This is a genomic window from Nonomuraea sp. NPDC050790 (genome assembly GCF_044456745.1).
Taxonomy (GTDB): domain Bacteria; phylum Actinomycetota; class Actinomycetes; order Streptosporangiales; family Streptosporangiaceae; genus Nonomuraea.
This window is the reverse complement of the sequence record NZ_JBITGF010000010.1, coordinates 143382-164323: the sequence shown is the minus strand read 5'-3', so window position 1 is coordinate 164323 and position 20942 is coordinate 143382. Positions and strand designations below refer to the sequence as shown.

The window sequence follows — 20942 nt, the reverse complement described above, 5'->3', positions numbered from 1 at the left end:
GGAGGAGGCCGCCCGGCGTTCCCGTGGTGTTAGTGGCGGGCGAAGACCTGGGTCCAGTGCGGGCCCTTGGGGTCCTGGCCGGCGCCGATGTGGGTGTAGTTGCAGTTCATGATGTTGGCCTTGTGGCCGGGGCTCTTCATCCAGCCGTCCACGACGGAGGCGGCGGTGCGCTGGCCCATGGCGATGTTCTCGCCCCATGCCCTGATCGGGGAGAACCCTGCGGCCTTGATCCGGTCACCGGGGGAGCGGCCGTCCTGCGAGGTGTGCGAGAAGTAGCCCTTGGCCGCCATGTCGGCCGAGTGGCCCCTGGCCGCGGCGTGCAGCTTGGGGTCGTGGGTGAGGGGCTTGCAGCCGCCGGCCGCGCGGGCGGCGTTGGTGAGCCTGACGACCTCCTCCTCCACGGCCGAGCCGACGGCGCCGCCGTTCGAGGGGGTGGGCGTCGGCGTGGGGGTGGGTGCCGGGGTGCCGGTGGGGGTCGGCGTCGGCGTGGGAGTGGGGGTGGTGGAGCACGACAGCCGGACGGGCTTCGACTTGCTGCTCTGCCCGGCGGAGTCGAGGGCGATCACGTAGTAGGTGCGGGGGGTGGTGGTGCAGCGGATTCCGGCCACGATGCTGCCGTTGGTGATGATTTTGGAGCCGCTCTTGACCGTGCGGTCGGGGCCGGGACGGGCCTGCTTGATCCGTACCCGCAGGCGGGCCGGGTCGTCGCAGTTCTTGCGCGCGGCAGCCCCGCGCACCATGCCCTTGCCGTCGACGTACGGCTTGGCCGCGACGATCTGGCAGGGGTCCGCGCTGGCGGTGGCCGTAGCGGCGTGTGCGGCGGTGACGGAAGTGCTCAATGCCGCCAGACTTCCGAGGCAGGCAAGTGCCTGGAGCTGTCTGCGCACGTTGTCCTCCGGTGGGGGTTAGACGCTGCTTCGAACCCGCATTCTGGTGCGCACACATCGGGCATGTCCCGAAAAACCACCCTATACCTGGAGTCCCAGGTGTCCCATTCGTAACAAAACTCCCTCGCACCTGCGTAAACCTCTCCGCCTGGTCGCGCGTCTCTCCTTTTTCGTTACGGCAAGCCGCCCCCAAGCCACCCGCCGCCGTGCGCGGGCGCCGATCGGGGGGATCGCTTCTCAGGTCGGACGACACCCCGCCGCGACGGCCCACCTTGACCGGCCAAGGCGGTAGGGGCGCGCGTGACGGTGGCCCGCCACGCGCGGCCTGCCTGCCGTGACCCTGGAATGTCCGCGACCCCGTACGGCGGGTGGGGGTGGGGCGGCTTGCCGTAACGGATGGAAGGGGGTGACGGAGAGATCGGGGGCGAGATCAGCAGGAAACGGGCTTGAGCCAGGAGCACTCGAGGTCGGCGCCGGTGGAGGCGGAAGGGGACACCGAGCGCAGGTCGGCGGTGGCGTGGGTGCGGGAGAACTGCGCCAGCCGGATCGCGATCTTGTCCTCGATGTCCTTCGGCGAGCCGGACAGGTACTGGTTCAGCATGATCGCGAACACCAGCGGCTCCCCGTCCGCGCTCGTCACATACCCCGACAGCGCCGTCACGCCGGTGAGCGAGCCCGTCTTGGCGCGGACGTTGCCCGCGGCCGGGGTCCCGCGCATGCGGCTGCGCAGCGTCCCGCCCACGAACCGGTCCGGCTCGCCCGCGATCGGCAGCGAGTCGTAGAACGCCGGGAACCACGGCTTGCCCCGCACCGCGCTCAGCAGTTGCGTGATCGACGTCGGCGTGAAGCCGTCGCGTCGCGACAGCCCCGAGCCGTCGCGCATGTTGATGACCTGGACGCCGTTGGCCTTGGCGAAGTCGGTGCTGACCTTGAGCCCGGCCGCCCACGTGCCCTGGCCCGCGACCTTGCGTCCCATGGCCTTGGTGAGGATCTCGGCGTGGATGTTGTTGCTCAGCTTCATGAACGGCACCAGCAGCTCGCTCAACGGCATCGACTCGTGCTCGGCGAGCTCGATGGCGCCGGAGGGCGCGGCGGCGGCGGTCGTCGGGCCGAGGACCTTCACGCCGTGCTTGGCCAGCGCCTTGCGGAACAGCGAGGACACGTAGGCCGTGGGATCGTCGACGGCCACCCACTCCTGGTAGGGGTCGGCGACGGTGCCGGTGATGACGACGGTCCTGGTGCCGTGCTGGCGTTCGATGAGCACGTCGGTCTCCGCGCCCACCTTGGCCCGGTTGACGATGGTGAGGTAGTTCGTCTCCGGCGTCGTGGAGACCTTCACCTCGGAGCCCGCGGCGGCGACGGAGACGATGACCGATCCGGCGTCGTAGTCGCGGTCGGGGGAGGCGGTCAGGGCCGAGATCGGCGCGGCGTAGTACGCGGTCTCGTCGTCCCAGGACCAGTCGTTGCCGAGGCGCTGGCCGTCGAACCAGGTGTCGTCGGCCACCAGCCTGCCCGTGACGAGCTTGATGCCCTTGCCCGCCACGGCGGCGGCCAGGCGGTCGTAGTCCTCGGCCAGGACGGTCGGGTCGCCGGTGCCGCGCAGCACGAGGTCGCCGGTGAGGACGGAGCCGACCTTGCGGCCGGAGGACAGCACGGAGGTGGTGAAGCGGTGATCCAGCCCGAGCGTCTCGGCGGCCGCGGCGGCGGTGAACAGCTTGGTGTTGGAGGCGGGGGTGAGTAACTTGCCCGCGTCGGTGGCGTAGAGCTCCTCGCCGGTGCTCGCGCTCTTCACCACGACGCCCGCGCGGGCGATGGTGAGGCGGGAGTCGGCGAGGATCTTGTTGATGTCGGTGGCCAGGTCGGCCACGCCCGTGGCGGGGTCGAGGGCACTGGCCGGTGTGGCGGGTGCGGAAGCCCACGCGAGGGCCGCGACGAGCGCGCCCGCGGCGAGGGAGGCGGAGGTGCGCCGCATGTGATCTCCAAAAAGCTCAGGGGACTCGCTGGGATCATCGAACAGCGCAGGAAGCCTGTAATCCGCAAATATCCGTATTTTAGGCGGAGGGTTGACCCGAGGTCAGAAGGAAGCCGCAGTCTCCGAAGGAGATCTCGTCGCCCGAGCGCACCTTCGCCGGGCCCACCAGGCGCCAGCCGTTCAGCCGGGTGCCGTTGAGCGAGCCCAGGTCGACCAGCATCCATCCGCCGTCGTCCTCGCGCCGCAGCTCCGCGTGGATGCGCGAGACCGTCAGGTCCGACAGCACCAGGTCGCAGGCCGAGCCGCGGCCGACGACGTAGCGGACGCGCTCGTCGTCGGGCAGCGCGAGCCGGGGCAGCCGCGGACGCCGCCAGGCCGCCTGTACGCGGGTCGTGAGGTCGGACACGGCCGAGACCATGTCGGTCAGCCGCCGGCGCAGCGTGGGCCGGCGCGGCAGGTCGGCGACCAGCTCGTCGAGCTCGTAGCGGTTCTGCGCGCGCAACGCCTGATCCACCCTGCCGACGAAGGTGTCGTGGGAGATGCGTCCCTCGACTGCGCGGTCACGGAGCTCGTTGATCGCGCGATCACGTTCCCCGTCGGATGCGCGGAACGGGGGATGCGTCGAGCTCATTCCCTGAGTATCGGCCTGAGGAGCGTTCCCTGTCCAGAATACGCGGATCTCTTGCGATTGGCATACTGAGTATGCATACTCAGTATTCATGTCGATCAGACACGGAATGCTGGCACTCCTGAGCCAGGGGCCGCGTTACGGCTACCAGCTCAAGCAGGAGTTCGAGGCGTCGACGGGGGCGACCTGGCCGCTCAACATCGGCCAGGTCTACACGACGCTCTCGCGCATGGAACGTGACGGCCTGGTCGAGCCCGGCGGCGCCGACGAGCAGGGGCGAGCCGTCTACACGATCACCGAGGCCGGTCGGGAGGACCTGGCACGATGGTTCAGCACCCCCGTCGACCAGGGCGACCGGCCTCGGGACGAACTCGTGATCAAACTGGCCATGGCCGTCGCCGCCCAGGACACGGACGTGGCCCGCGTCATCCTCACCCAGCGCGCGGCCACCATGCGCACGCTGCAGGAACTGACCAGGGCCAAGCGGGCCCACACCGGCGAGCTCGCGCAGCGGCTCGTCCTCGATTCGACCATCTTCAAGGCCGAGGCGGAACAGCGCTGGCTGGACCACTGCGAGGCCGTTCTCAAGGAGAAGAAGGCATGACCGTGGTGAGTCTGCAGGACGTGACCCGCGTGCACGAGGGGGTGCACGCGCTCAACGGGGTGAGCCTCGACGTCTCGCCCGGCGAACTGGTCGCGGTGATGGGCCCTTCGGGCTCGGGCAAGTCGACCCTGCTCAACATCGCCGGCGGGCTCGACCGTCCCACCTCGGGCCGCGTGGTGATCGAGGACAGGGACCTGGCCCAGGTGTCCGACCTGGCCGCGCTGCGGCGCCGTAGCGTGGGATACGTCTTCCAGGACCTCAACCTCATCCCCACCCTCACCGCGGCGGAGAACGTGATGCTGCCCCGCGAGCTCGACGGCGTGCGCGCCCGGCAGGCCCGCGAGGAGGCCCACGCGGTGCTGGCCGAGGTGGCGCTCGACCACGTCGCCGACCGCTTCCCCCAGGAACTGTCCGGCGGCCAGCGCCAGCGCGTGGCGATCGCCCGCGCCCTGGTCGGGCAGCGGCGCCTGCTGCTGGCCGACGAGCCGACCGGCGCCCTGGACACCGCCACCGGCGACGAGATCCTCCAACTGCTGCGCGGCCGCTGCGACGCGGGCGCCGCCGTCCTCCTGGTCACCCACGAGCCGCGGTACGCCGCGTGGGCCGACAAGGTCGTCTTCCTGCGCGACGGCGAGATCGCGGACTCGACGGCGGTCCCGCTGGAGAGCGCCCGATGAGCGCCTTCGGCGCCGCGCTGCGCATCTCGCGGCGCGACAGCCTGCGCGCCAAGGGCCGCAGCACGCTGGTCATGGTGATGATCGCGTTGCCGGTGTTCGTCTTCACCGCCCTGCTGACCGGCATCGAAACGAGCCAGGTGAGCCCGCGCGAGGGCCTGACCGCCAGGCTCGGCGCGGCCGACGCCCAGATCATCACCCAGCACGCCCGCGGGCCGGTCCAGCAGAATGCCTTCGGGGAGGTCGTCGCCTACCCTGCGGACGAGGGCGCCGCGAAGCCCGGGGAATGGACGGCCGCCGAGATCGCGGCGCTGGCGCCCGGCCGCCTGATCACCTACGACATTGGCACGGTCGACGTCCGCATGGGCGCGACCTACCTGAACGTGCCCGCGCTGGAGATCGACCTGCGCGACCCCATGACCCGCGGCATGCGCGAACTGGTCGAGGGCCGGCTGCCCGCCGCGCCCGGGGAGGTCGCGGTCTCCGCCGCGCTCGCCGCCCGTGGGATGCGGGTCGGCGACACCCTGGAGGTGAGCAGGAAGTACCGGCCGGTGAAGGTGGTCGGCGTGCTCACGCACCCGTTCGAGCCGGTCAGGACCGAGCTCGTGGCCCCGCGCGGCACGATCCTGTTCGACCGGCGCGACGGCCAGGGCACCGGCTTCCTCCTCGACGCCGACGCCCCGGTGCTCTGGCCCGCCGTGGAGAAGCTCAACCAGTCCGGCCTGGCCGTGCGCTCGCGCGCCGTCGTGACCGACCCGCCGCCCGACACGGCCTTCGGCGACATGCCCGCCATTCTCGACACCCCCGCCATTCTCGACACTCCCGACGTCGTCAGCGTCATCACCATCGGCGCGGGCGTCATCATGATCGTCCTGGAGACCGTGCTGCTGGCCGGGCCCGCCTTCGCCGTCTCCCTGCGGCGCCGGCGCAGGGAACTGGCCGTCTACGCGGCCCAGGGAGCCTCGCCCGCCCACCTGCGCACGATCGTCCTGGCCGACGGCCTCGTCCTCGGCGGTCTCGCCACGGCCGCCGGTCTCGTTCTCGGCCTCGTGGCGGGCACGGCCGGGGTGGGGCTGGTCCCGTTCGTGACGTCGGTTGGGCCGGTCGACATCCCCTGGCCGTCCGTCGCGGGCATCGCCATGCTCGGGCTGGCCAGCGGGGTCATCGCCGCGCTCGTGCCGGCCGTCCAGGCCGCGCGCCAGGCCCCCGCCCAGGTGCTCGCCGGCCGCGAGGACGTCGTGCGGGGCGGGCGCGCGGGCCGGCCCGTGCTCGGCCTGCTGCTCGTGCTCGCCGGCCTCGTCGCCACCTACTTCGCGCTGCGGTCGGTCCTCACGATGATCCTGGCCGCGGCCGTGCTGGTGCAGCTCGGTCTGGTCGCGCTCATGCCGTGGCTGGTCCGCCGCACCGCGGGCCTGGCCGCGCGGCTGCCGCTCCCGCTGCGCCTGTCCGTCCGCGACGCCACCCGCCATCGTGTCCGTACGGCTTCCGCCGCCGCCGCGGTCATGGGCGTGACCACCGCGCTGGTGGCGGTGGGCATCGGCTACGCCAGCCTGGACGAGCAGGGGCGCGCCGCCTACAACGCGAGGATGCCCGCGGGCACCGTCACCGTCGGGGCGGTCACCGCCGACGAGGCGACCTGGGCGGGGTTGCGGGCTTCGGTGGAGAAGAAGTACTCGGGGACGAAGTTCGTGACCGGCTATGCCGTAAAGGGGAAGAAGAGTGGCGTGGGCCGGGTCGCGCTCGCCGACCCCATGCCGGCCTGCGGCCGCTGCACCGATGCCTTCCTCATGTACGACCTGCCGGTCGGTGAGGCGGACCTGCTGGCCCTCGCCCTGGGCCGCAGGGACGCCAAGGCGGAAGCGGCGCTGGCGGAGGGCAAGGCGGTCGTCTTCCGTCCGGACGCGATGAAGAACGGGCGGATCGACGTCGCGTTCATGGGCGATCGCGGCGGGGCGCCGGACGTGTCGGTGCCCGCGGTCGAGGCGCGCCCGTCCGACCCGTATCTGCAGGGCGCGCTGATCCCGCCCTCCGCCCTGGTCAAGGCCGGTTACACGGTGCTCCCTCGGCACCTGTTCGCCGCCTACACGCCGGCCGACCCACAGGCGTTCAAGAAGGAACTGGAGTCGATGGCCTGGGGCACGACCGTCTGGGTGGACTCCGGGTTCCGCAACGACTACGCGCCGCTGTTCTGGGCCATGGCGGTGGCGGCGATGGTCCTGGTGCTCGGCGGCACGCTCGCCGCCACCGGGCTGGCGGCGGCCGACATGCGCCGCGACCTGGACACCATGTCGGCGGTCGGCGCCCCGTCCGTCACCCGGCGGCTGGTCGTCGCCACGCAGGCCGCCTACATCACGTTGCTCGGCACGGTGGTGGGCGTGGGCGCGGGCCTGGTCACGGGCATCGCCCTGGCAGGGTCGGCGCCGCGCGACGTCAGCGGGGAGGCGCCGTCGCTCGACCTGGGCATGGTCACCGTCCCGTGGGCGCTGCTGGCCGTCACGGTGATCGTCCTGCCCGTGGTGGCGGCGGTGATCGCCGGGGCGTTCACCCGGACTCGGCTCACACTCGCCCGCCGGATCGCCTGACTTATCCACAGAACCCCATTCGGCCCCTCGACCCCCTCCGCCCGGCTGTCACAGTCGGTCACCAACCGGTGACACCTGGCTGAGGGGGTTCTAGCATGATGACCATGGCGCAGATCTGGACCATGATCGGCCTCATGGGTGCGGCTCTGGCCACCATGATCGGCCTGTGTTTGCGTACCATCAGGGCCGAGATCGGCGGCCTGGCAGGCGAGACAAGAGCCGAGTTCAGCGGCCTGCGTAATGAGATGCAGGCCGGGTTCAGCCGTCAGCGCGCCGAACTCGGCAGCCTGCGCAACGAGATGCAGGCGGAGATAGGTGGCCTGCGCCATGAGATGCGCGCCGAGATCGGCGGTCTACGGAACGAGATGCACGCGGAGATCGGTGGCTTGCGGCATGAGGTGAACGCGCGGTTCGACCATGTGGATCGGCGGCTGGACAAGCTCGAAGGGCTCGACCGAGAGGTGCACGCGCTCACCCTCAAGGTCTCCGGCTGGCAGCCGCCGCCACAGCCGCCCAAGGAGGCCGAGGAGGACTAGGCCCGGCGGGTCACCCGGATCTTCGACTGCTTGTGCCGGAGGTTCTCCCAGTCGGTCATGAAGACGGCGTCCAGATCGTGCCGGTCGGCCAGGGCGACCAGGGTTTCCGTGCGGTAGTAGAAGTCCTCGCGCAGGACCTGGTGCTCTTTGCCGTCGGTGCGGTCGAAGGTGAAGTCGAACCAGCCGTCCGGCTTCATCACCCGTCCCACGTGCCGGAAGCACTCCTCGATGACCTCCAGCGGGGAGTGGGAGAAGACGCTGTGGGCGTGGACGACGTCGAAGTACGCGTCGGGCAGGAAGGCCAGGCGCAGGTCGCGCACCGGCGTCAGGTGCGGCAGGCGGCCCTGCAGCCCGTGCGTCACCAGGGTCTCCTGGGCGGCGACGAGGATGTCGGGGGAGATGTCGAGGCCGTAGTAGTTGCCGGGCTCCAGGTAGTCGATGAACAGGCGGCCCGCCCGCAGGTTGCCGCAGCCGATCTCCAGCATGCGGTGCTCGGGGCGCAGGCCGTGCCCGACCAGGTAGTCGAACTGCAACCGGCCCAGCCGCATCCAGCGTTCGTGGGACTTGGAGCCGACCGCCGCCTCCGGGTTGCGGGCGGTGTCGGACTTCATGACGGCCCGGTAGTAGGCCACGTGGTCGTCGGTGCGCAGGCGCAGCCAGGTGTCGCGGCTCAGTCGCCGCAGGTGGGGGAAGATCCGGTCCGGATGCCTCAGGGCATAGCGGGCCTGGTGGTAGAGGCTTGTTCGGTCCATGGGACGTCCCTCGGCAGGCGGTACTTCAGAGTCATGAAAACAGACAACAGGATGATTACCGAGGGCACCACGGTCTGACCGAGCAAAACTGCGGTAACCGCACTGCCAGGTTGTTCGACCGGGCGGCTCGGGTCCGACTCGAGGAAGCCGCCGATCGACAGCACCGTTCCGAAGATCAGGGCGCCGAAGGAGGCGATGCCGCTCTCGATCGCCGTCCACACCCCGGTGAACACCCCGGCCCGCCGCTTGCCGGTGAGCGCGGCGTCCACCGCGACCACGTCGGCCAGCATCGAGAACTGCAGCAACTGGACTCCCGCGATGCCCGCTCCGACCAGGAGGAGCGTCAGATGCGCGTAGACCGGGCCCAGCAGGGGCGTGGCGGCGGCCAGCGCCGTCCCGCCCGCGTACAGCAGCGCGGCCAGCACCATCGCGCCCCGCTTGTCGAAGCGCTTCGACAGCCACACCCACAGCGGCATCGTCAGCAGCATCGGGCCCACCAGCACCGCGAAGAGCGTGGTGGTGGCCTTGGGGTCGCCGACCGTGTACGCGGCGAAGTACGGCGCGGCGGCCAGCATCATGCTGACGGCCAGCATCTGGGTGGAGCTAAGGGCCAGCAGCCAGAGGAAGGCCCGGTTGCGCCGGACCGCCTTGAACTGCTCCCACAGGCGGCCGCTGTCGGGTTCCGGGGCGCCGGTCATGGGGGCGCGGGCCGTACCGAAGAAGGAGCCGAGCATCGCGGCGAACATGATCACCGCGATCGTCACCGCCATGAGGCGGTAGCTGCCGAGCGTGCCGTTCTCGCCCTGGCTGTTGACGATCGTGGGGGCGAGGATGCCACTGATGGCGGTGGCGGCGCCGATGAAGACCATGCGCCACTGCAGCAGGGAGGTGCGCTCGTGGTAGTCCTCGGTCATCTCGGCGGGCATCGCCTTGTAGGGGACCTCGAACAGGGCGTACGCGGTGGCGGCGAGCAGGAAGCAGGCGCCCACGTAGAGGGCGGCGGGCAGGCCGCGCAGGGGTGGCCCGGCGAAGACGGCCACGAACGCCAGCGGCAGCGTGAGCGCTCCGGCCAGCAGCCACGGGCGGCGCGGTCCCAGGCGCGAACGCGTGCGGTCCGACCAGCGGCCCACCAGCGGGTTAATGACCAGGTCCCAGACCTTGGGCGCGGCCACGATCGCACCGGCCAGCCAGGCGGGGACCGCCAGGAAGTTGGTCATGTAGTAGAGCAGGAGGAGGCCGGGGACGGCGGCGAAGGTGGCCGTGCAGAAGGAGCCCACGCCGTAGCCGAGCCGCACGCCGCGCGGGACCGTGGGGGCGTTCGCCACCGGTGCGATCATGCCCCTCATTCAAACCTACCGAGCCCTTGCTCGGTAAGACCCAACCCCGGCCACCCGAAGTTCGGGGCCCTGACCAGTCAACGCCTTCAACAGGGCCCACAACCAGGCGTGATCTCCCGTGGAGTGGGCGCACTTCTAAAGAGCAACGTCCGAGCGCGTCGCCCCGGAGTGTGGTGCCCAAGGGGCGCTGCCCGGAACGCGGCGCCCACGGGGGCGTGGTCCGGAGGGCGGTGCCCAAGGGGTGCTGCCCGGAGCGTGGTGCCCATGGGGTGCGGTCCGGAAGGGGTGCTCCTCGGGGCCGTGTCCGGGGGTGCTTCCGGGGGCCGGTTGGGGCCGGTCCCCGGTTGGGTCAGTCGGTGACGTCGGCGCAGACCACGTGGGCGCCGATCTCCACCATCCGCTGCTCGCTGCGCGCATCGGCCACCCGGGCCATCAGGATCGGCGCCCCGCTGGCGGCGAACTGCGGCAGCCTGGCCCGCGCGCCCCTGTGCAGGTCGCGCACCACGTCCTCGGCCGCCGACATGTGCACCTTCACGTGCAGCATGATCCCCGTCGCCCCCGACGCGGTGCGGGCCTCGGAGATCCACACATGGTGCACGAGCGGGTAGTCGCCCAGCAGTTGGGCGATCGCCTGGCGCAGCGCGGGCAGGATCGGGTGGGTGCAGCGCCGGTAGCCGGGGTCCACCTGCTGCATCGGCCCGGACAGGTGCGGGCGCGGCGCCGGGATCCACGGCTGGGCGGGCGCCTCCGGCATCATGGCGGTCTTGTGCGCGGGGCGGAACATGTCCGCGCCGCGCGAGACCGTCGCCATCGCGCCCGTCGCGTAGGCCGCCGGCGCGGCGGCCGACAACACGGGTGTGGGTCCCGTCCTGGTGGATCTGAGGAAGCGCTGCAGATCGTCGATGGGTACGGCTGCCGCGGCAGGCCCGGCAGCGTCGATGACGATCTCCCGCACCCCGGTGACCCGCTGGATGTCCAGGATGGTGTCGGCGTCGCACGCCGACAGGGAATGGCTGCCTCGATGCCGGGCGTAGGTCATCGGGCTGGTGTACCCGAGCAGCACTCGGTCACCTGCCTGGGTCGTGCCGAGCACGACGGATCGGTCTGGCCGCACGGCAACCAGGACTCCACCATCACTGAGGGCGCCGAGCAGGCGGTGGGGACTGCCATGCTGGGCGAGCACGTCGGCGAGAGCGGGGTTCCCGATGCTCATATGACGAACCATAGGTAGTTGGCCACGGCTTATCAGGCTAATAGCGAATAAATCTCCCGATCAAGACAAAGATGGCCGCGGGATGGATGACTTTGCCCGGAGAGGGGTACTCGTCACCCTCGTATCCCCCGTCTCAGCTGCGGTATCGGCGTGCCGTACGTCTCAGATCCCAAGACCCTCGTGAACGCGTTCACAAGCGCGGATACACTCAGAGGGATCCCGAGGGGCCCGCCGCAGTGCCCCTCCACAGCCCGCCGCATGCCCTAAGGATCCACTGTGAACAAGCCCGTCGTCCTGGTCGCCGAGGAGCTCTCCGAGGCCGGCCTCGCCGTGCTCGCCGCGGACTTCGAGGTCCGTCACACCGACGGCGCCGACCGGTCCCAGCTTCTGCCCGCCATCGCCGATGTGGACGCGATCATCGTGAGGTCCGCCACCCAGGTGGACGCCGAGGCCATCGCGGCCGCGCCCAAGCTGCGCGTGGTCGCCCGCGCCGGCGTCGGCCTGGACAACGTTGACGTCGACGCGGCCACGAAGGCCGGTGTCATGGTCGTCAACGCGCCGACCTCCAACATCACCAGCGCCGCCGAGCAGACGATCGCGCTCATCCTGGCCTCCGCCCGCAACACCGCCCAGGCCCACTCGGCGCTGAAGAACGGTGAGTGGAAGCGGTCCAAGTACACCGGTGTCGAGCTGGACGAGAAGGTCGTGGCCATCCTCGGACTGGGCAAGATCGGTCAGCTTGTGGCCCAGCGCCTGCAGCCGTTCGGGGTCGAGCTGATCGCCTACGACCCCTACCTGCCGCCGGCCCGCGCCGCGCAGATGGGCGTGCGGCTGGTCAGCCTGGAGGAGGCCATCAAGCAGGCCGACTTCATCACCGTGCACCTGCCCAAGTCGAAGGAGACCCTCGGTCTCATCGGCGACAAGGAGCTGCACGAGGTCAAGCCGAGCGTACGGATCATCAACGTCGCCCGCGGCGGCATCGTGGACGAGGGCGCGCTCTACTCCGCGATCAAGGAGGGCCGGGTCGCCGGCGCCGGGCTCGACGTGTTCGCCAAGGAGCCCTGCACCGACAGCCCGCTGTTCGAGCTCGACCAGGTCGTCGCCACCCCGCACCTCGGCGCCTCCACGCACGAGGCCCAGGAGAAGGCCGGCACCCAGGTCGCGCGGAGCGTGAAGCTGGCGCTGGCGGGCGAGTTCGTGCCGGACGCGGTCAACGTCCAGGGCGGCGCGGTGGCCGAGGACGTCAAGCCCGGCCTGCCGCTGGCCGAGAAGCTGGGCCGCGTCTTCACCGCGCTGGCCGGCGAGGTCGCCACCAAGCTCGACGTCGAGGTGCGCGGCGAGATCGCCTCCCATGACGTGCGCGTGGTCGAGCTGGCCGCGCTCAAGGGCGTCTTCGCCGACGTCATCGAGGAGCAGGTCACCTACGTCAACGCGCCGCTGCTGGCCAAGGACCGCGGCATCCAGGTCGAGCTGGTCACCAGCTCCGAGAGCCCCGACTGGCGCAACGTCGTCACCGTCCGCGGCGTGCTGGCGGACGGCCGCCAGGTCTCGGTCTCGGGTACGCTCTCCGGGCCCCGCCAGGTCACCAAGATCGTCGAGGTCAACGGCTACGAGATGGAGATCGAGCCGACCGCCCACCTGTCGTTCTTCACCTACACCGACCGCCCCGGCATCGTCGGCGTGGTCGGCCGCCTGCTGGGCGAGCAGGGCATCAACATCGCCTCGATGCAGGTGGCGCGGGACACCAAGGGCGGCAAGGCGCTCATCGCGCTGACCGTGGACTCGGCCATCCCGGCCGACGTCGTGGACCAGATCATCGCCGAGATCGGCGCCGACAGCGGCCGCTCGGTGGACCTCGAGGACTGACCCTCCCGGGCCTGACCGATCACACAAGCGGCCGTCGTGGAATGTTCCACGGCGGCCGCTTTCCTGTCTCAGCATGCGAGATGCTAGGACATCCAACGAGATTCCCGGGGTACGCTGGCGGCAATGCGCCAGGTTCTCGTACTTATTACCTGCCGCGGCGGGGCCTGTTAGGGCAGGTCGACCACTCGCCGCGGTGTGTGGCGTTGCGTCGGCCGTTAAGACCCGTTCCCTCCGGATCCGTGACCCGGATCGGCGGACCAGGCTCGGTCCGACCCGTGACCGGGGTCCGGCCTTCTTCTCGAAGCAACTGAAGCACGCCCGCGAAATGAGACGAGTCGCATCATGTACGAGATGTACCCCTGGAACCACGCCGACGAGAACGAGGAAGAGGCGGCCGAGGCTGTCCAGTTCGCCCTGGACCGGCGTGACAACGGCGGCGCCCCCTCCCGCTAGACCGCCGCATGAGCAAGCGCGAGCGCCCCGAGCAACGGGGCGTCGTCGCTGAAGCGCGCCTGCCGTACCTCCGGAGCGAAAGGTACGGCCCGCCGCACCTCGGCCACCAGCCCCGGCATGATCACGTCGGCCGCGCCCATCATCCCGCCGCCCACCACGAGGCGCTCGGGATCGATGGTCACGCACAGGTTCGCCACGCTGACCGCCAGCAGCCGCAGCGCCTCCGTCACCAGCTCACCGACCGGGCCGTCGGCCCCGGACGCGTAGTGGGTGAGGAGGTGGGCGGTGGTGACCGGCCGGCCCAGCAGGGCTGAGGCGCGCCTGGCCAGGCCGCTGCCCGACACCCGTTCCTCCAGCGGCACGTGCCCGTCGGCGAACGCCGGTTCGCCGGGCTCCACCTGGAGGTAGCCGATCTCGCCGGCCGCGCCGTGCGCCCCGGGCACCACCGCGCCGCCGACGATCAGGGCGGCGGCCAGGCCGGTGCCGAGGTTCAAGTAGAGGCCGGTGGAGACGCCGCGCAGCGCGCCCCAGCGCAGTTCGGCCGCCGCCGCGGCGTTGACGTCGTTGTCGATGGCCACGGGGATGTCGCCGTACTCCTCGGCCAGCAGTCTGGGCAGTTCGAGGCCGTCCCAGCCGGGGACGTTGGGCGACAGCCGTACCACGCCGTCGCGGATCACCCCCGTGGTGGAGAAGCCGACCGCGGCCGGACGGCGGTCGAGGCGGCGGGCGGCGGCGAGCGCCCGCGCGAGCGTGTCAGGGCCGGTGTCCAGGCGCTCGCGCGCGGTGACCTCGGGCCCGTCGGCGCCGGAGACCCCCACCGCGATCTTCGTGCCGCCGACGTCGATGCCCAGCACCTGGCTCACCTGATGGGACCCTTTCTGGCGAGTGAGTCGATGGCGACGGCCAGTGCGAGCACCGCGGCCGTGACCATGAGGCGGACGGAGGAGTCCACGCTGAGCAGGAACATACCGCTGGTGATCGACTGGATGACCAGCACCCCCAGCAACGCGGCGTAGGCGCGGCCCCGGCCGCCGAACAGCGAGGTGCCGCCGATGACCGCGGCGGCGATGGCCATGAGCAGGATGTCGCTGCCGCCCGACTGCTGGTTGACCGCGGACAGCCGGCTGGCGGCGAGGATGCCGCCGGCCGCGGCGAGCGTCGAGCCCAGGCTGAAGGCCAGGATCCTGATCCTGGTCACGTTGATGCCCGCGCGCCTGGCCGCCTCGGCGTTGCCGCCGACCGCGTACACGTGCCGGCCGAAGGCGGTGTGGCGCAGCATGAGGTCGAACCCCACCACCAGCGTGCCGAAGATGACCAGCAGCAGTGGCACACCGCGGTCGGCCGACATGATCAGCACCCCGGTGCCGAGCAGCACCGCGAGCCCGGCCGAGCGCGCCCAGAGCCACCACGCGGCCGTGACCGGGAGCCCGGCCCGCGCCCGGTGGACCCGGTTGAGCAGGCTCACGCCGCCGGAGCCGAGGACCAGCCCCGCCACCACCAGCCACGACAGCCAGCCAGGCAGCCAGGTGTCGCTCAGCCCGGAGACGAAGCCGGTGAACGGCAGGTTGATCGTGCCCCCGTCCCGCAGCAGGTAGAGCAGCAGTCCCTGCCAGCCCATCAGCCCGGCCAGCGTGACCACGAACGACGGCATCCGCAGCCGGGTCAGCATCAGCCCGTGCAGCAGCCCGATGACCGCGCCCGCCGCCAGGGCGAGCCCGATCGAGGCCAGCGGGTGCCAGCCCTGCTTCACGTTGACGATCGTCATGATCGTCGCGCACAGGCCGCTGACCGACCCCGCCGACAGGTCGATCTCGCCCAGCAGCAGCACCATGATGAGGCCGAGCGCGATCGTGCCGGTCGCGGCCATCTGGAGCGCCAGCGTGGTGAGGTTCTGCGCCGACAGGAACCGGTCGTTGAGCGTGCTGAAGATCACCGCGATGGCGACGAGCGCGCCGACGACCGGCCACGCGCCGACGTCGCCCTGCTTCAACACCTTCAGGGGGTACGGCCTGCGCAGCGTCGTGTCCGGGTTCATGCTCCCGCTCCGGTGATGGCGGCGACGATCTCTTCCTGGGTGGCGGCGGCCGTACCGAAGAACCCGGCGTTGCGGCCCAGCCGCAGGACGGCCACCCGGTCGCTCACCGCGCGCACGTCGGCCAGGTTGTGCGAGACGACCAGCACCGCGAGGCCGCGCTCGCGCAGCCGCCCGATGAGCGCGAGCACCTGCGCGGTCTGCTCCACGCCGAGCGCGGCGGTCGGCTCGTCGAGGATGACCAGGCGCGGCGAGCCGAGCAGGGCCCGCGCGATGGCCACCGACTGCCGCTGGCCGCCGGAGAGCATCGCGACCGGCACCCTGATGTCGCGGATGCGCACGTCGAGCTGGTCGAGCAGGTCGCGGGTGGCGCGCTCCATCCTGATGTGGCGCAGGAATCGGTCCTCGGCGCCGAGGAAGAGGTTGCCGACGACGTCGAGGTTCTCGCACAGGGCGAGGTCCTGGTAGACGGTGGCGATGCCGAGGTGCTGGGCGTCGCGCGGGCCGCCGATCCTGACCGGCGAGCCGTCCACGGTGATCGTGCCCGCGTCCGGGACGACGACGCCGGAGATGGCCTTGACCAGGGTGGACTTGCCGGCGCCGTTGTCTCCCATGAGCGCGACGACCTCGCCGGGACGTAGGTCCAGGCTCGCCCCGTCGAGGGCCTGGACCGCGCCGTACCGCTTGGTGATCCCCGTGGCGGAGATCATCTACTGGATGCCGTTCTTCTCGCAGGCCGCCTTGACCTCGGCGGTGCAGATCTGCTCGACGGTGTAGAACCTGTCCTTCACGATCGTGTCCTTGACCTTGTCGGCGGTGACCGGGATCGGGTCGAGGAGGAAGGCCGGGATGTCGGCGGCGCCGTTGTTGACCTTGGTGGGGGCCTGCGGCGTCTGGCCGTTGGCGAGGGCGACGGCCAGTTCCGCCGACTTCTCCGCCTCAGCCCTGATGTCCAGATAAATGGTCATGTGCTGTTCGCCGGTGAGGATGCGCTGGATCGCGGCGAGTTCGGCGTCCTGGCCGGTGATGGGCGGCAGCGAGGCGTACCCCGCGCGCTTCATCGCCGCGATCGCCCCGCCCGCCATGCCGTCGTTCGCGCTCAGCACCCCCACGATCCTGTCCCGGCCCAGCGCGGTGATCGCCTGCTCCATCTCCTGCTGCGCCTTGTCCGGGCTCCAGTCCGGCGTGTCGAACTCCCGGCCCACCTTCACCTTGCCGTCCAGGACGCTCTTGGCGCCCTTCTTGTAGTCGGCGGAGCTGGGGTCGGTGGGGGAGCCGTGGATCATCACGATCTCGCCCTTCGCCGTCGTGCCCTTGGCGTCGAGCGCGTCCAGCAGCGCCTGCCCCTGCATCTCGCCGACCCGCACGTTGTTGAACGACACGTAGTACGCGTAGTCGATCCCCGAGATCAGCCGGTCGTAGGCGATGACCGGGATCTGCTTCTGCTTGGCCTGGTTGACCAGCGGCGCCACGGCCGCGGCGTCGACCGCGTCCAGGACCAGCACGTTCGCGCCCTGGGTCATGGCGGCCTCGACCTGCTGTTGCTGCTTGGCGGCGTCCTGGTCGGCGTTGCTGTAGAGGATCTCGCAGGTGGCGCAGAGCGCCTTGACCTTGGCCTCGAACAGGGGACGGTCGAACGCCTCGTACCGGGTCGTCTTGGATTCGGGCAGGAAGAGGGCGATCTTCTTGGCCGCCTGCCCCTGGTCGGCCTGGGACGGCCGGGTGCCGGCCGTCGTGTCCGCGCCTCCGCCGCCACATGCCGCCAGCAGCAGCATCGCGGCCGCCACGGGGACCATCACTGCTCGGTGCATCGCGCATCGTTCCTCTCGAGTGCAGCCGGACCCCCGATCCACCCACCAGCCGACCCCGCCCTTCACCGCCTTCGCCAGGACTCTCGGCCGGGCAGGACCGGATCGGATGATGGTTGGTAAGAAAGGTAATTTACTATCCCGCGCGTTGGCTAGAGTCTGCCGTGAAGGGGAGGTCGCGGTGCGAAGCGAGCTGGGAAACCCGCGGTTGCTGCGGGTCATGAACGAGCGGCGGCTGCTGGACCAGCTTCACCGCGAGGGCCCCGCGTCCAGAGCCGACCTCGCCAAGGTCACCGGCCTGTCCAAGCCGACCGTCTCCGCCGCGCTGGCCGGGCTCGAGGAGGACGGCCTGGTCCACCTCGTCGGCGAGGTGTCCGGCCGCCCCGGCCCCGTCACCTCCCTCTACGACGTCAACGCCGCCTCGGCCCACGTCGCCGGCATCGACATCGGCCGCAACTGGATCCGGGTGGCGGTGGCCGATCTGCGGGGGGCGTTCGCGGGCCGTACCGACGGGCGTAACACCGCGCGGACCTCCGCCGAGCTGGGCGAACTCGTCGCGGGGCTGGCGCGGGCGGCGGCGCGGGAAGCCGAGCTCGACTGGTCGGCCATCGTCTGCGCGGTCGTGGGCTCGCCCGGCGTCTACGACCAGAACGCCGGCCGCCTCGACCTCGCCCCCAACCTCCCCGGCCCCGACCTGGCCGAGCGCCTGCGCGCCGCCCTCAACGTGGACCTGGTCATCGAGAACGACATCAACCTCGCCGCGGTCGGCGAGCACGCCTACGGCGAGGGCCGGGGCAAGTCGAACTTCGCCCTGGTCTCGATCGGCACCGGCGTGGGCATGGGCATCGTCGTCAACGGCGAGCTGTACGTGGGGGCCAGGGGCGCCGCGGGAGAGGTCTCCTACATCCCGGCCGTCGAGGAGCAGGCCGTGGACCAGCGGGACGCGCGGGAGCACGGGGCCACCGAGACCCTGGCCGCGGCGCCGGGCGTGGTGCGCGCGGCACGGGCCGCGGGGCTGTCCCTGGACACGGCCAAGGAGGTCTTCGCCGCCGCGGAGAGCGGCGACCGGGCGGCCCTGTCGGTCGTGGCCGCGGAGGGCCGCAGGATCGGCGGCCTGCTCGTGGCGGTGGCCGCCGTCCTGGATCCCGAGGTGATCGTGCTGTCCGGCGGCGTCGGGCACAACCTCGACCTGCTGGGCGAGGCCATCCAGCGCCGGATCGCCGAACTGGGCCCCCTCAGGCCCGCGGTCGTGGCCAGCGCGCTGGGCGACAGCGGCGTGTTGCTGGGCGCCGTCGCCCACGCGCGCGGCCGGGCCTGGGACCTGATCTTCTCCGCCCGTATGGGCTGAGGCCCTGCTATGTGCTGAGGCCCCGTATGGGCTGAGGCCCTGTTATGTGCTGATGCCCCGTATGGGCTGAGGCCCTGTTATGGGCTGAGGCTCAGAGGGTCGCGGTCGGCATGACGGGCGCCGGCGCGCGGCGCAGTTCGGCGAGACGGTCGGTGAGCTTGACGCCCTTGGGGTCCGGGCGCACCGCGCCCACGAACGCCCGCCGCCGCCACGAGCTCAGCTTCTCCTCCTTGACCACGTCCCCGGTACGCGGCGCGTGCACCATGTGACCAGGCTTGGAGATCATGCCCACGTGCCCCAACCCGGAGAAGAAGACCAGGTCACCGGGCTTGAGATCCTTCCAGGCGATCTTCCTGGAGAAGGCGGAGTACTGCTGGGCGGCGGTGCGGGGCAGTTCGATGCCCGCGCTCTCGTAGGCGCGCAGCATGAGTCCTGAGCAGTCGTAGCCGCGCCTGCCGGTGCCGCCCCAGACGTACGGCGTGCCGCGCTTGTCCATGGCGTAGGCCAGGGCCTTCTCCCAACTGGGCTTGGGCGCCTGCCGTTCCTGGACCTGCTTGACCACCTGACCGGTCAGCGTCACCTCGTAGGGGTCGACGGCGGCGCTGTCGGGAGCGGCGGTGGCGGGGGATGCGAGGGTGGCCGCGGTGACACAGGTGAGCACGGCGGTCGCGATGATGCGAGACAGGGGAATGTCCTTCCACACGGCCTACCGGGTTAGCTGTCGGGCTCGGGCTGGAAGTCGCCCTACCGCGCTGGGATGACGCGGATTCGCCCCATAGGGGAAGTGGGTCCCCGGCTCCGCGCTACGGTGCGCGGATTCGGCTCGTGGGACTCTAACGAAACAGTCAAAAGCGTGCAAATCGGGCAAAATGCAGTGTCCGAAAAATGAGATGGGTTGCTCGGCAGGCGAGACGAACCGGTAAGGTACCGCCCATGGAGTCGCGTAGCATTCGCCTGGCCGTCATCCCCGGAGACGGGATCGGCACCGAGGTCGTCAACGAGGGCCTCAAGGTCCTCGAAGCGGTCGGTCCCAAGTTCGACATCACGCACTACGACCTCGGCGCGGACCGCTACGCCAGGACCGGCGAAGTCCTGCCCGACTCCGTGCTCCAGGAGCTGCGCGGCTACGACGCGATCCTGCTCGGCGCCGTCGGCGACCCCCGCAAGGTGCCGCCCGGCCTGCTGGAGCGCGACCTGCTCCTGCGCATCCGCTTCGACTTCGACCACTACGTCAACCTGCGCCCGGTCAAGCTGCTGCCCGGCGTCGCGACGCCGCTGGCGAACACTCCGCCGGAGAACCTCGACATCGTCGTCGTCCGCGAGGGCACCGAGTCGCTCTACGCCGGGACCGGCGGCGCCATGCGCAAGGGCACGCCGTACGAGGTGGCGACGCAGGAGTCCATCAACACCGCCTACGGCGTCGAGCGCGTCGTCCGCTACGCCTTCGCCAAGGCGCAGAGCCGCCCGCGCAGGAAGCTCACGCTGGTCCACAAGACCAACGTGCTCACCTTCGCCGGCGACCTCTGGCAGCGCACCTTCGACCGCGTGGCCGAGGAGTACCCCGAGGTCACCACCGACTACGTGCACATCGACGCGGCCACGATGTTCTTCGTCAACCAGCCCGAGCGCTTCGACGTGATCGTCACCGACAACCTGTTCGGCGACATCATCACCGACCTCGGCGCCGCCGTGGCCGGTGGCATCGGCCTGGCGGCCAGCGGCAACATCAACCCCGAGGGCGCCGCGCCGAGCATGTTCGAGCCGGTCCACGGCAGCGCGCCCGACATCGCCGGGCAGGGCAAGGCCGACCCGACCGCCACGGTCCTCTCGGTCGCCATGCTCCTGGACCACCTCGGCCTGACCGCCGAGGCCGCCCGGGTCGAGCAGGCCGTCGCCGCCGACATCGCCGAGCGCGGCGCCGCCCGCACCACCGCGGAGATCGGCGACGACCTCGCCGCCCGAGTATCCGGCGGCGCCTGACGCCGCAGGCCACCGGCCCCGCGAGCGGCCCGCCGTACCCTTGGACCATCGGTACGGCAGGCGGCTCAGGACCACCCGGTACCCCAGACCTGACCAGCGGCCCAGGCGCCCCAGCGCACTCGCGGCCGCCTGACCACCTACGCCCGGTGGCTCGCGAGAGCCTCCGGGCGTTTTCGTTGCGCCCTAACGGTCGTCCTTTTAGATGCAGTAAGTTCCCTCTACCCGATCCGGCGCAGAATGGATGCAGGGTAGTCCTCAAAGAAAGAGAAG

18 protein-coding genes and 1 riboswitch are annotated in these 20942 nt (G+C 70.9%); of the genes, 7 read left to right on the top strand and 11 right to left on the bottom strand.

Annotated elements, in window-relative coordinates:
* Nucleotides 1–29: 29 nt before the first annotated feature.
* The 3 genes from ACIBEJ_RS41540 to ACIBEJ_RS41530 form a co-directional block, all read right to left on the bottom strand.
* On the bottom strand, nt 30–839 hold the full coding sequence (locus ACIBEJ_RS41540; RefSeq protein WP_397188454.1) for a CAP domain-containing protein: 810 nt from the start codon (nt 837–839) through the stop codon (nt 30–32).
* Between the two features lie 478 nt (nt 840–1317).
* Complete coding sequence (gene dacB / locus ACIBEJ_RS41535; protein WP_397188453.1) at nt 1318–2859, bottom strand: D-alanyl-D-alanine carboxypeptidase/D-alanyl-D-alanine-endopeptidase; 1542 nt, start codon at nt 2857–2859, stop codon at nt 1318–1320.
* Between the two features lie 79 nt (nt 2860–2938).
* Entirely contained in the window at nt 2939–3490 is a 552-nt protein-coding gene (locus ACIBEJ_RS41530) for an FHA domain-containing protein (protein WP_397188452.1), read from the bottom strand.
* Between the two features lie 88 nt (nt 3491–3578).
* Here ACIBEJ_RS41530 and ACIBEJ_RS41525 point away from each other — a divergent pair, with 88 nt between their 5' ends.
* From ACIBEJ_RS41525 to ACIBEJ_RS41510, 4 genes are all read left to right on the top strand, one after another.
* The gene (locus ACIBEJ_RS41525; protein ID WP_397188451.1) at nt 3579–4091 is read left to right on the top strand and encodes a PadR family transcriptional regulator; all 513 of its coding nucleotides are present in this window, start codon (nt 3579–3581) and stop codon (nt 4089–4091) included.
* Nucleotides 4088–4768 (top strand): ABC transporter ATP-binding protein, encoded by a 681-nt coding sequence (locus ACIBEJ_RS41520; RefSeq protein ID WP_397188450.1) that lies wholly within the window; start codon nt 4088–4090, stop codon nt 4766–4768. The genes ACIBEJ_RS41525 and ACIBEJ_RS41520 overlap by 4 nt, the downstream gene beginning before the upstream one ends.
* On the top strand, nt 4765–7347 hold the full coding sequence (locus ACIBEJ_RS41515; RefSeq protein WP_397188449.1) for an FtsX-like permease family protein: 2583 nt from the start codon (nt 4765–4767) through the stop codon (nt 7345–7347). The genes ACIBEJ_RS41520 and ACIBEJ_RS41515 overlap by 4 nt, the downstream gene beginning before the upstream one ends.
* 104 nt (nt 7348–7451) lie before the next feature.
* Nucleotides 7452–7883 (top strand): hypothetical protein, encoded by a 432-nt coding sequence (locus ACIBEJ_RS41510; RefSeq protein WP_397188448.1) that lies wholly within the window; start codon nt 7452–7454, stop codon nt 7881–7883.
* On the opposite strand, the gene ACIBEJ_RS41505 is transcribed toward ACIBEJ_RS41510, so the two are convergent.
* From ACIBEJ_RS41505 to ACIBEJ_RS41495, 3 genes are all read right to left on the bottom strand, one after another.
* Entirely contained in the window at nt 7880–8635 is a 756-nt protein-coding gene (locus ACIBEJ_RS41505) for a class I SAM-dependent methyltransferase (RefSeq protein ID WP_397188447.1), read from the bottom strand. The genes ACIBEJ_RS41510 and ACIBEJ_RS41505 overlap by 4 nt on opposite strands.
* A complete protein-coding gene (locus ACIBEJ_RS41500; RefSeq protein WP_397188446.1) occupies nt 8593–9972 on the bottom strand; it encodes an MFS transporter in 1380 nt (459 codons plus the stop codon). The genes ACIBEJ_RS41505 and ACIBEJ_RS41500 overlap by 43 nt, the downstream gene beginning before the upstream one ends.
* Before the next feature lie 349 nt (nt 9973–10321).
* Nucleotides 10322–11185, bottom strand: coding sequence for a hypothetical protein (locus ACIBEJ_RS41495; protein WP_397103149.1), 864 nt, complete (start codon nt 11183–11185; stop codon nt 10322–10324).
* Nucleotides 11186–11461: 276 nt separating this feature from the next.
* On the opposite strand from ACIBEJ_RS41495, the gene serA reads away from it, so the two are divergent.
* The gene (gene serA / locus ACIBEJ_RS41490) at nt 11462–13051 is read left to right on the top strand and encodes a phosphoglycerate dehydrogenase (protein WP_397188445.1); all 1590 of its coding nucleotides are present in this window, start codon (nt 11462–11464) and stop codon (nt 13049–13051) included.
* 449 nt (nt 13052–13500) lie between these two features.
* Here serA and ACIBEJ_RS41485 read toward each other — a convergent pair whose 3' ends face one another.
* The 4 genes from ACIBEJ_RS41485 to ACIBEJ_RS41470 are packed head-to-tail and all read right to left on the bottom strand — an operon-like array spanning nt 13501 to nt 17347.
* On the bottom strand, nt 13501–14367 hold the full coding sequence (locus tag ACIBEJ_RS41485; RefSeq protein ID WP_397188444.1) for an ROK family protein: 867 nt from the start codon (nt 14365–14367) through the stop codon (nt 13501–13503).
* Entirely contained in the window at nt 14364–15539 is a 1176-nt protein-coding gene (locus ACIBEJ_RS41480; RefSeq protein ID WP_397188443.1) for a sugar ABC transporter permease, read from the bottom strand. The genes ACIBEJ_RS41485 and ACIBEJ_RS41480 overlap by 4 nt, the downstream gene beginning before the upstream one ends.
* Nucleotides 15536–16246 (bottom strand): ATP-binding cassette domain-containing protein, encoded by a 711-nt coding sequence (locus tag ACIBEJ_RS41475; protein ID WP_397188442.1) that lies wholly within the window; start codon nt 16244–16246, stop codon nt 15536–15538. The genes ACIBEJ_RS41480 and ACIBEJ_RS41475 overlap by 4 nt, the downstream gene beginning before the upstream one ends.
* A complete protein-coding gene (locus ACIBEJ_RS41470; protein ID WP_397188441.1) occupies nt 16247–17347 on the bottom strand; it encodes a sugar ABC transporter substrate-binding protein in 1101 nt (366 codons plus the stop codon). It abuts the gene before it with no gap.
* A gap of 178 nt (nt 17348–17525) precedes the next feature.
* Here ACIBEJ_RS41470 and ACIBEJ_RS41465 point away from each other — a divergent pair, with 178 nt between their 5' ends.
* Entirely contained in the window at nt 17526–18692 is a 1167-nt protein-coding gene (locus ACIBEJ_RS41465) for an ROK family protein (protein WP_397188440.1), read from the top strand.
* Between the two features lie 91 nt (nt 18693–18783).
* Here the strand turns inward: ACIBEJ_RS41465 and ACIBEJ_RS41460 are convergent, their stop codons facing one another.
* Complete coding sequence (locus ACIBEJ_RS41460) at nt 18784–19353, bottom strand: C40 family peptidase (RefSeq protein WP_397188439.1); 570 nt, start codon at nt 19351–19353, stop codon at nt 18784–18786.
* Nucleotides 19354–19380: 27 nt separating this feature from the next.
* A riboswitch (cyclic di-AMP (ydaO/yuaA leader) is annotated at nt 19381–19526 on the bottom strand.
* A 99-nt stretch (nt 19527–19625) separates the two neighbouring features.
* Here ACIBEJ_RS41460 and ACIBEJ_RS41455 point away from each other — a divergent pair.
* Nucleotides 19626–20672: a 3-isopropylmalate dehydrogenase gene (locus ACIBEJ_RS41455; RefSeq protein ID WP_397188438.1), complete on the top strand. Its 1047-nt coding sequence runs from the start codon at nt 19626–19628 to the stop codon at nt 20670–20672.
* Nucleotides 20673–20942 lie beyond the last annotated feature (270 nt).

What these genes read in the sequence shown, in the direction of transcription:
- dacB (WP_397188453.1), bottom strand. Translation starts at nt 2,859, where the DNA reads ATGCGGCGCACCTCCGCCTCCCTCGCCGCGGGCGCGCTCGTCGCGGCC.
- ACIBEJ_RS41530 (WP_397188452.1), bottom strand. Translation starts at nt 3,490, where the DNA reads ATGAGCTCGACGCATCCCCCGTTCCGCGCATCCGACGGGGAACGTGAT.
- ACIBEJ_RS41525 (WP_397188451.1), top strand. Translation starts at nt 3,579, where the DNA reads ATGTCGATCAGACACGGAATGCTGGCACTCCTGAGCCAGGGGCCGCGT.
- ACIBEJ_RS41520 (WP_397188450.1), top strand. Translation starts at nt 4,088, where the DNA reads ATGACCGTGGTGAGTCTGCAGGACGTGACCCGCGTGCACGAGGGGGTG.
- ACIBEJ_RS41515 (WP_397188449.1), top strand. Translation starts at nt 4,765, where the DNA reads ATGAGCGCCTTCGGCGCCGCGCTGCGCATCTCGCGGCGCGACAGCCTG.
- ACIBEJ_RS41510 (WP_397188448.1), top strand. Translation starts at nt 7,452, where the DNA reads ATGGCGCAGATCTGGACCATGATCGGCCTCATGGGTGCGGCTCTGGCC.
- ACIBEJ_RS41505 (WP_397188447.1), bottom strand. Translation starts at nt 8,635, where the DNA reads ATGGACCGAACAAGCCTCTACCACCAGGCCCGCTATGCCCTGAGGCAT.
- ACIBEJ_RS41500 (WP_397188446.1), bottom strand. Translation starts at nt 9,972, where the DNA reads ATGATCGCACCGGTGGCGAACGCCCCCACGGTCCCGCGCGGCGTGCGG.
- ACIBEJ_RS41495 (WP_397103149.1), bottom strand. Translation starts at nt 11,185, where the DNA reads ATGAGCATCGGGAACCCCGCTCTCGCCGACGTGCTCGCCCAGCATGGC.
- ACIBEJ_RS41480 (WP_397188443.1), bottom strand. Translation starts at nt 15,539, where the DNA reads ATGAACCCGGACACGACGCTGCGCAGGCCGTACCCCCTGAAGGTGTTG.
- ACIBEJ_RS41475 (WP_397188442.1), bottom strand. Translation starts at nt 16,246, where the DNA reads ATGATCTCCGCCACGGGGATCACCAAGCGGTACGGCGCGGTCCAGGCC.
- ACIBEJ_RS41470 (WP_397188441.1), bottom strand. Translation starts at nt 17,347, where the DNA reads ATGCACCGAGCAGTGATGGTCCCCGTGGCGGCCGCGATGCTGCTGCTG.
- ACIBEJ_RS41455 (WP_397188438.1), top strand. Translation starts at nt 19,626, where the DNA reads ATGGAGTCGCGTAGCATTCGCCTGGCCGTCATCCCCGGAGACGGGATC.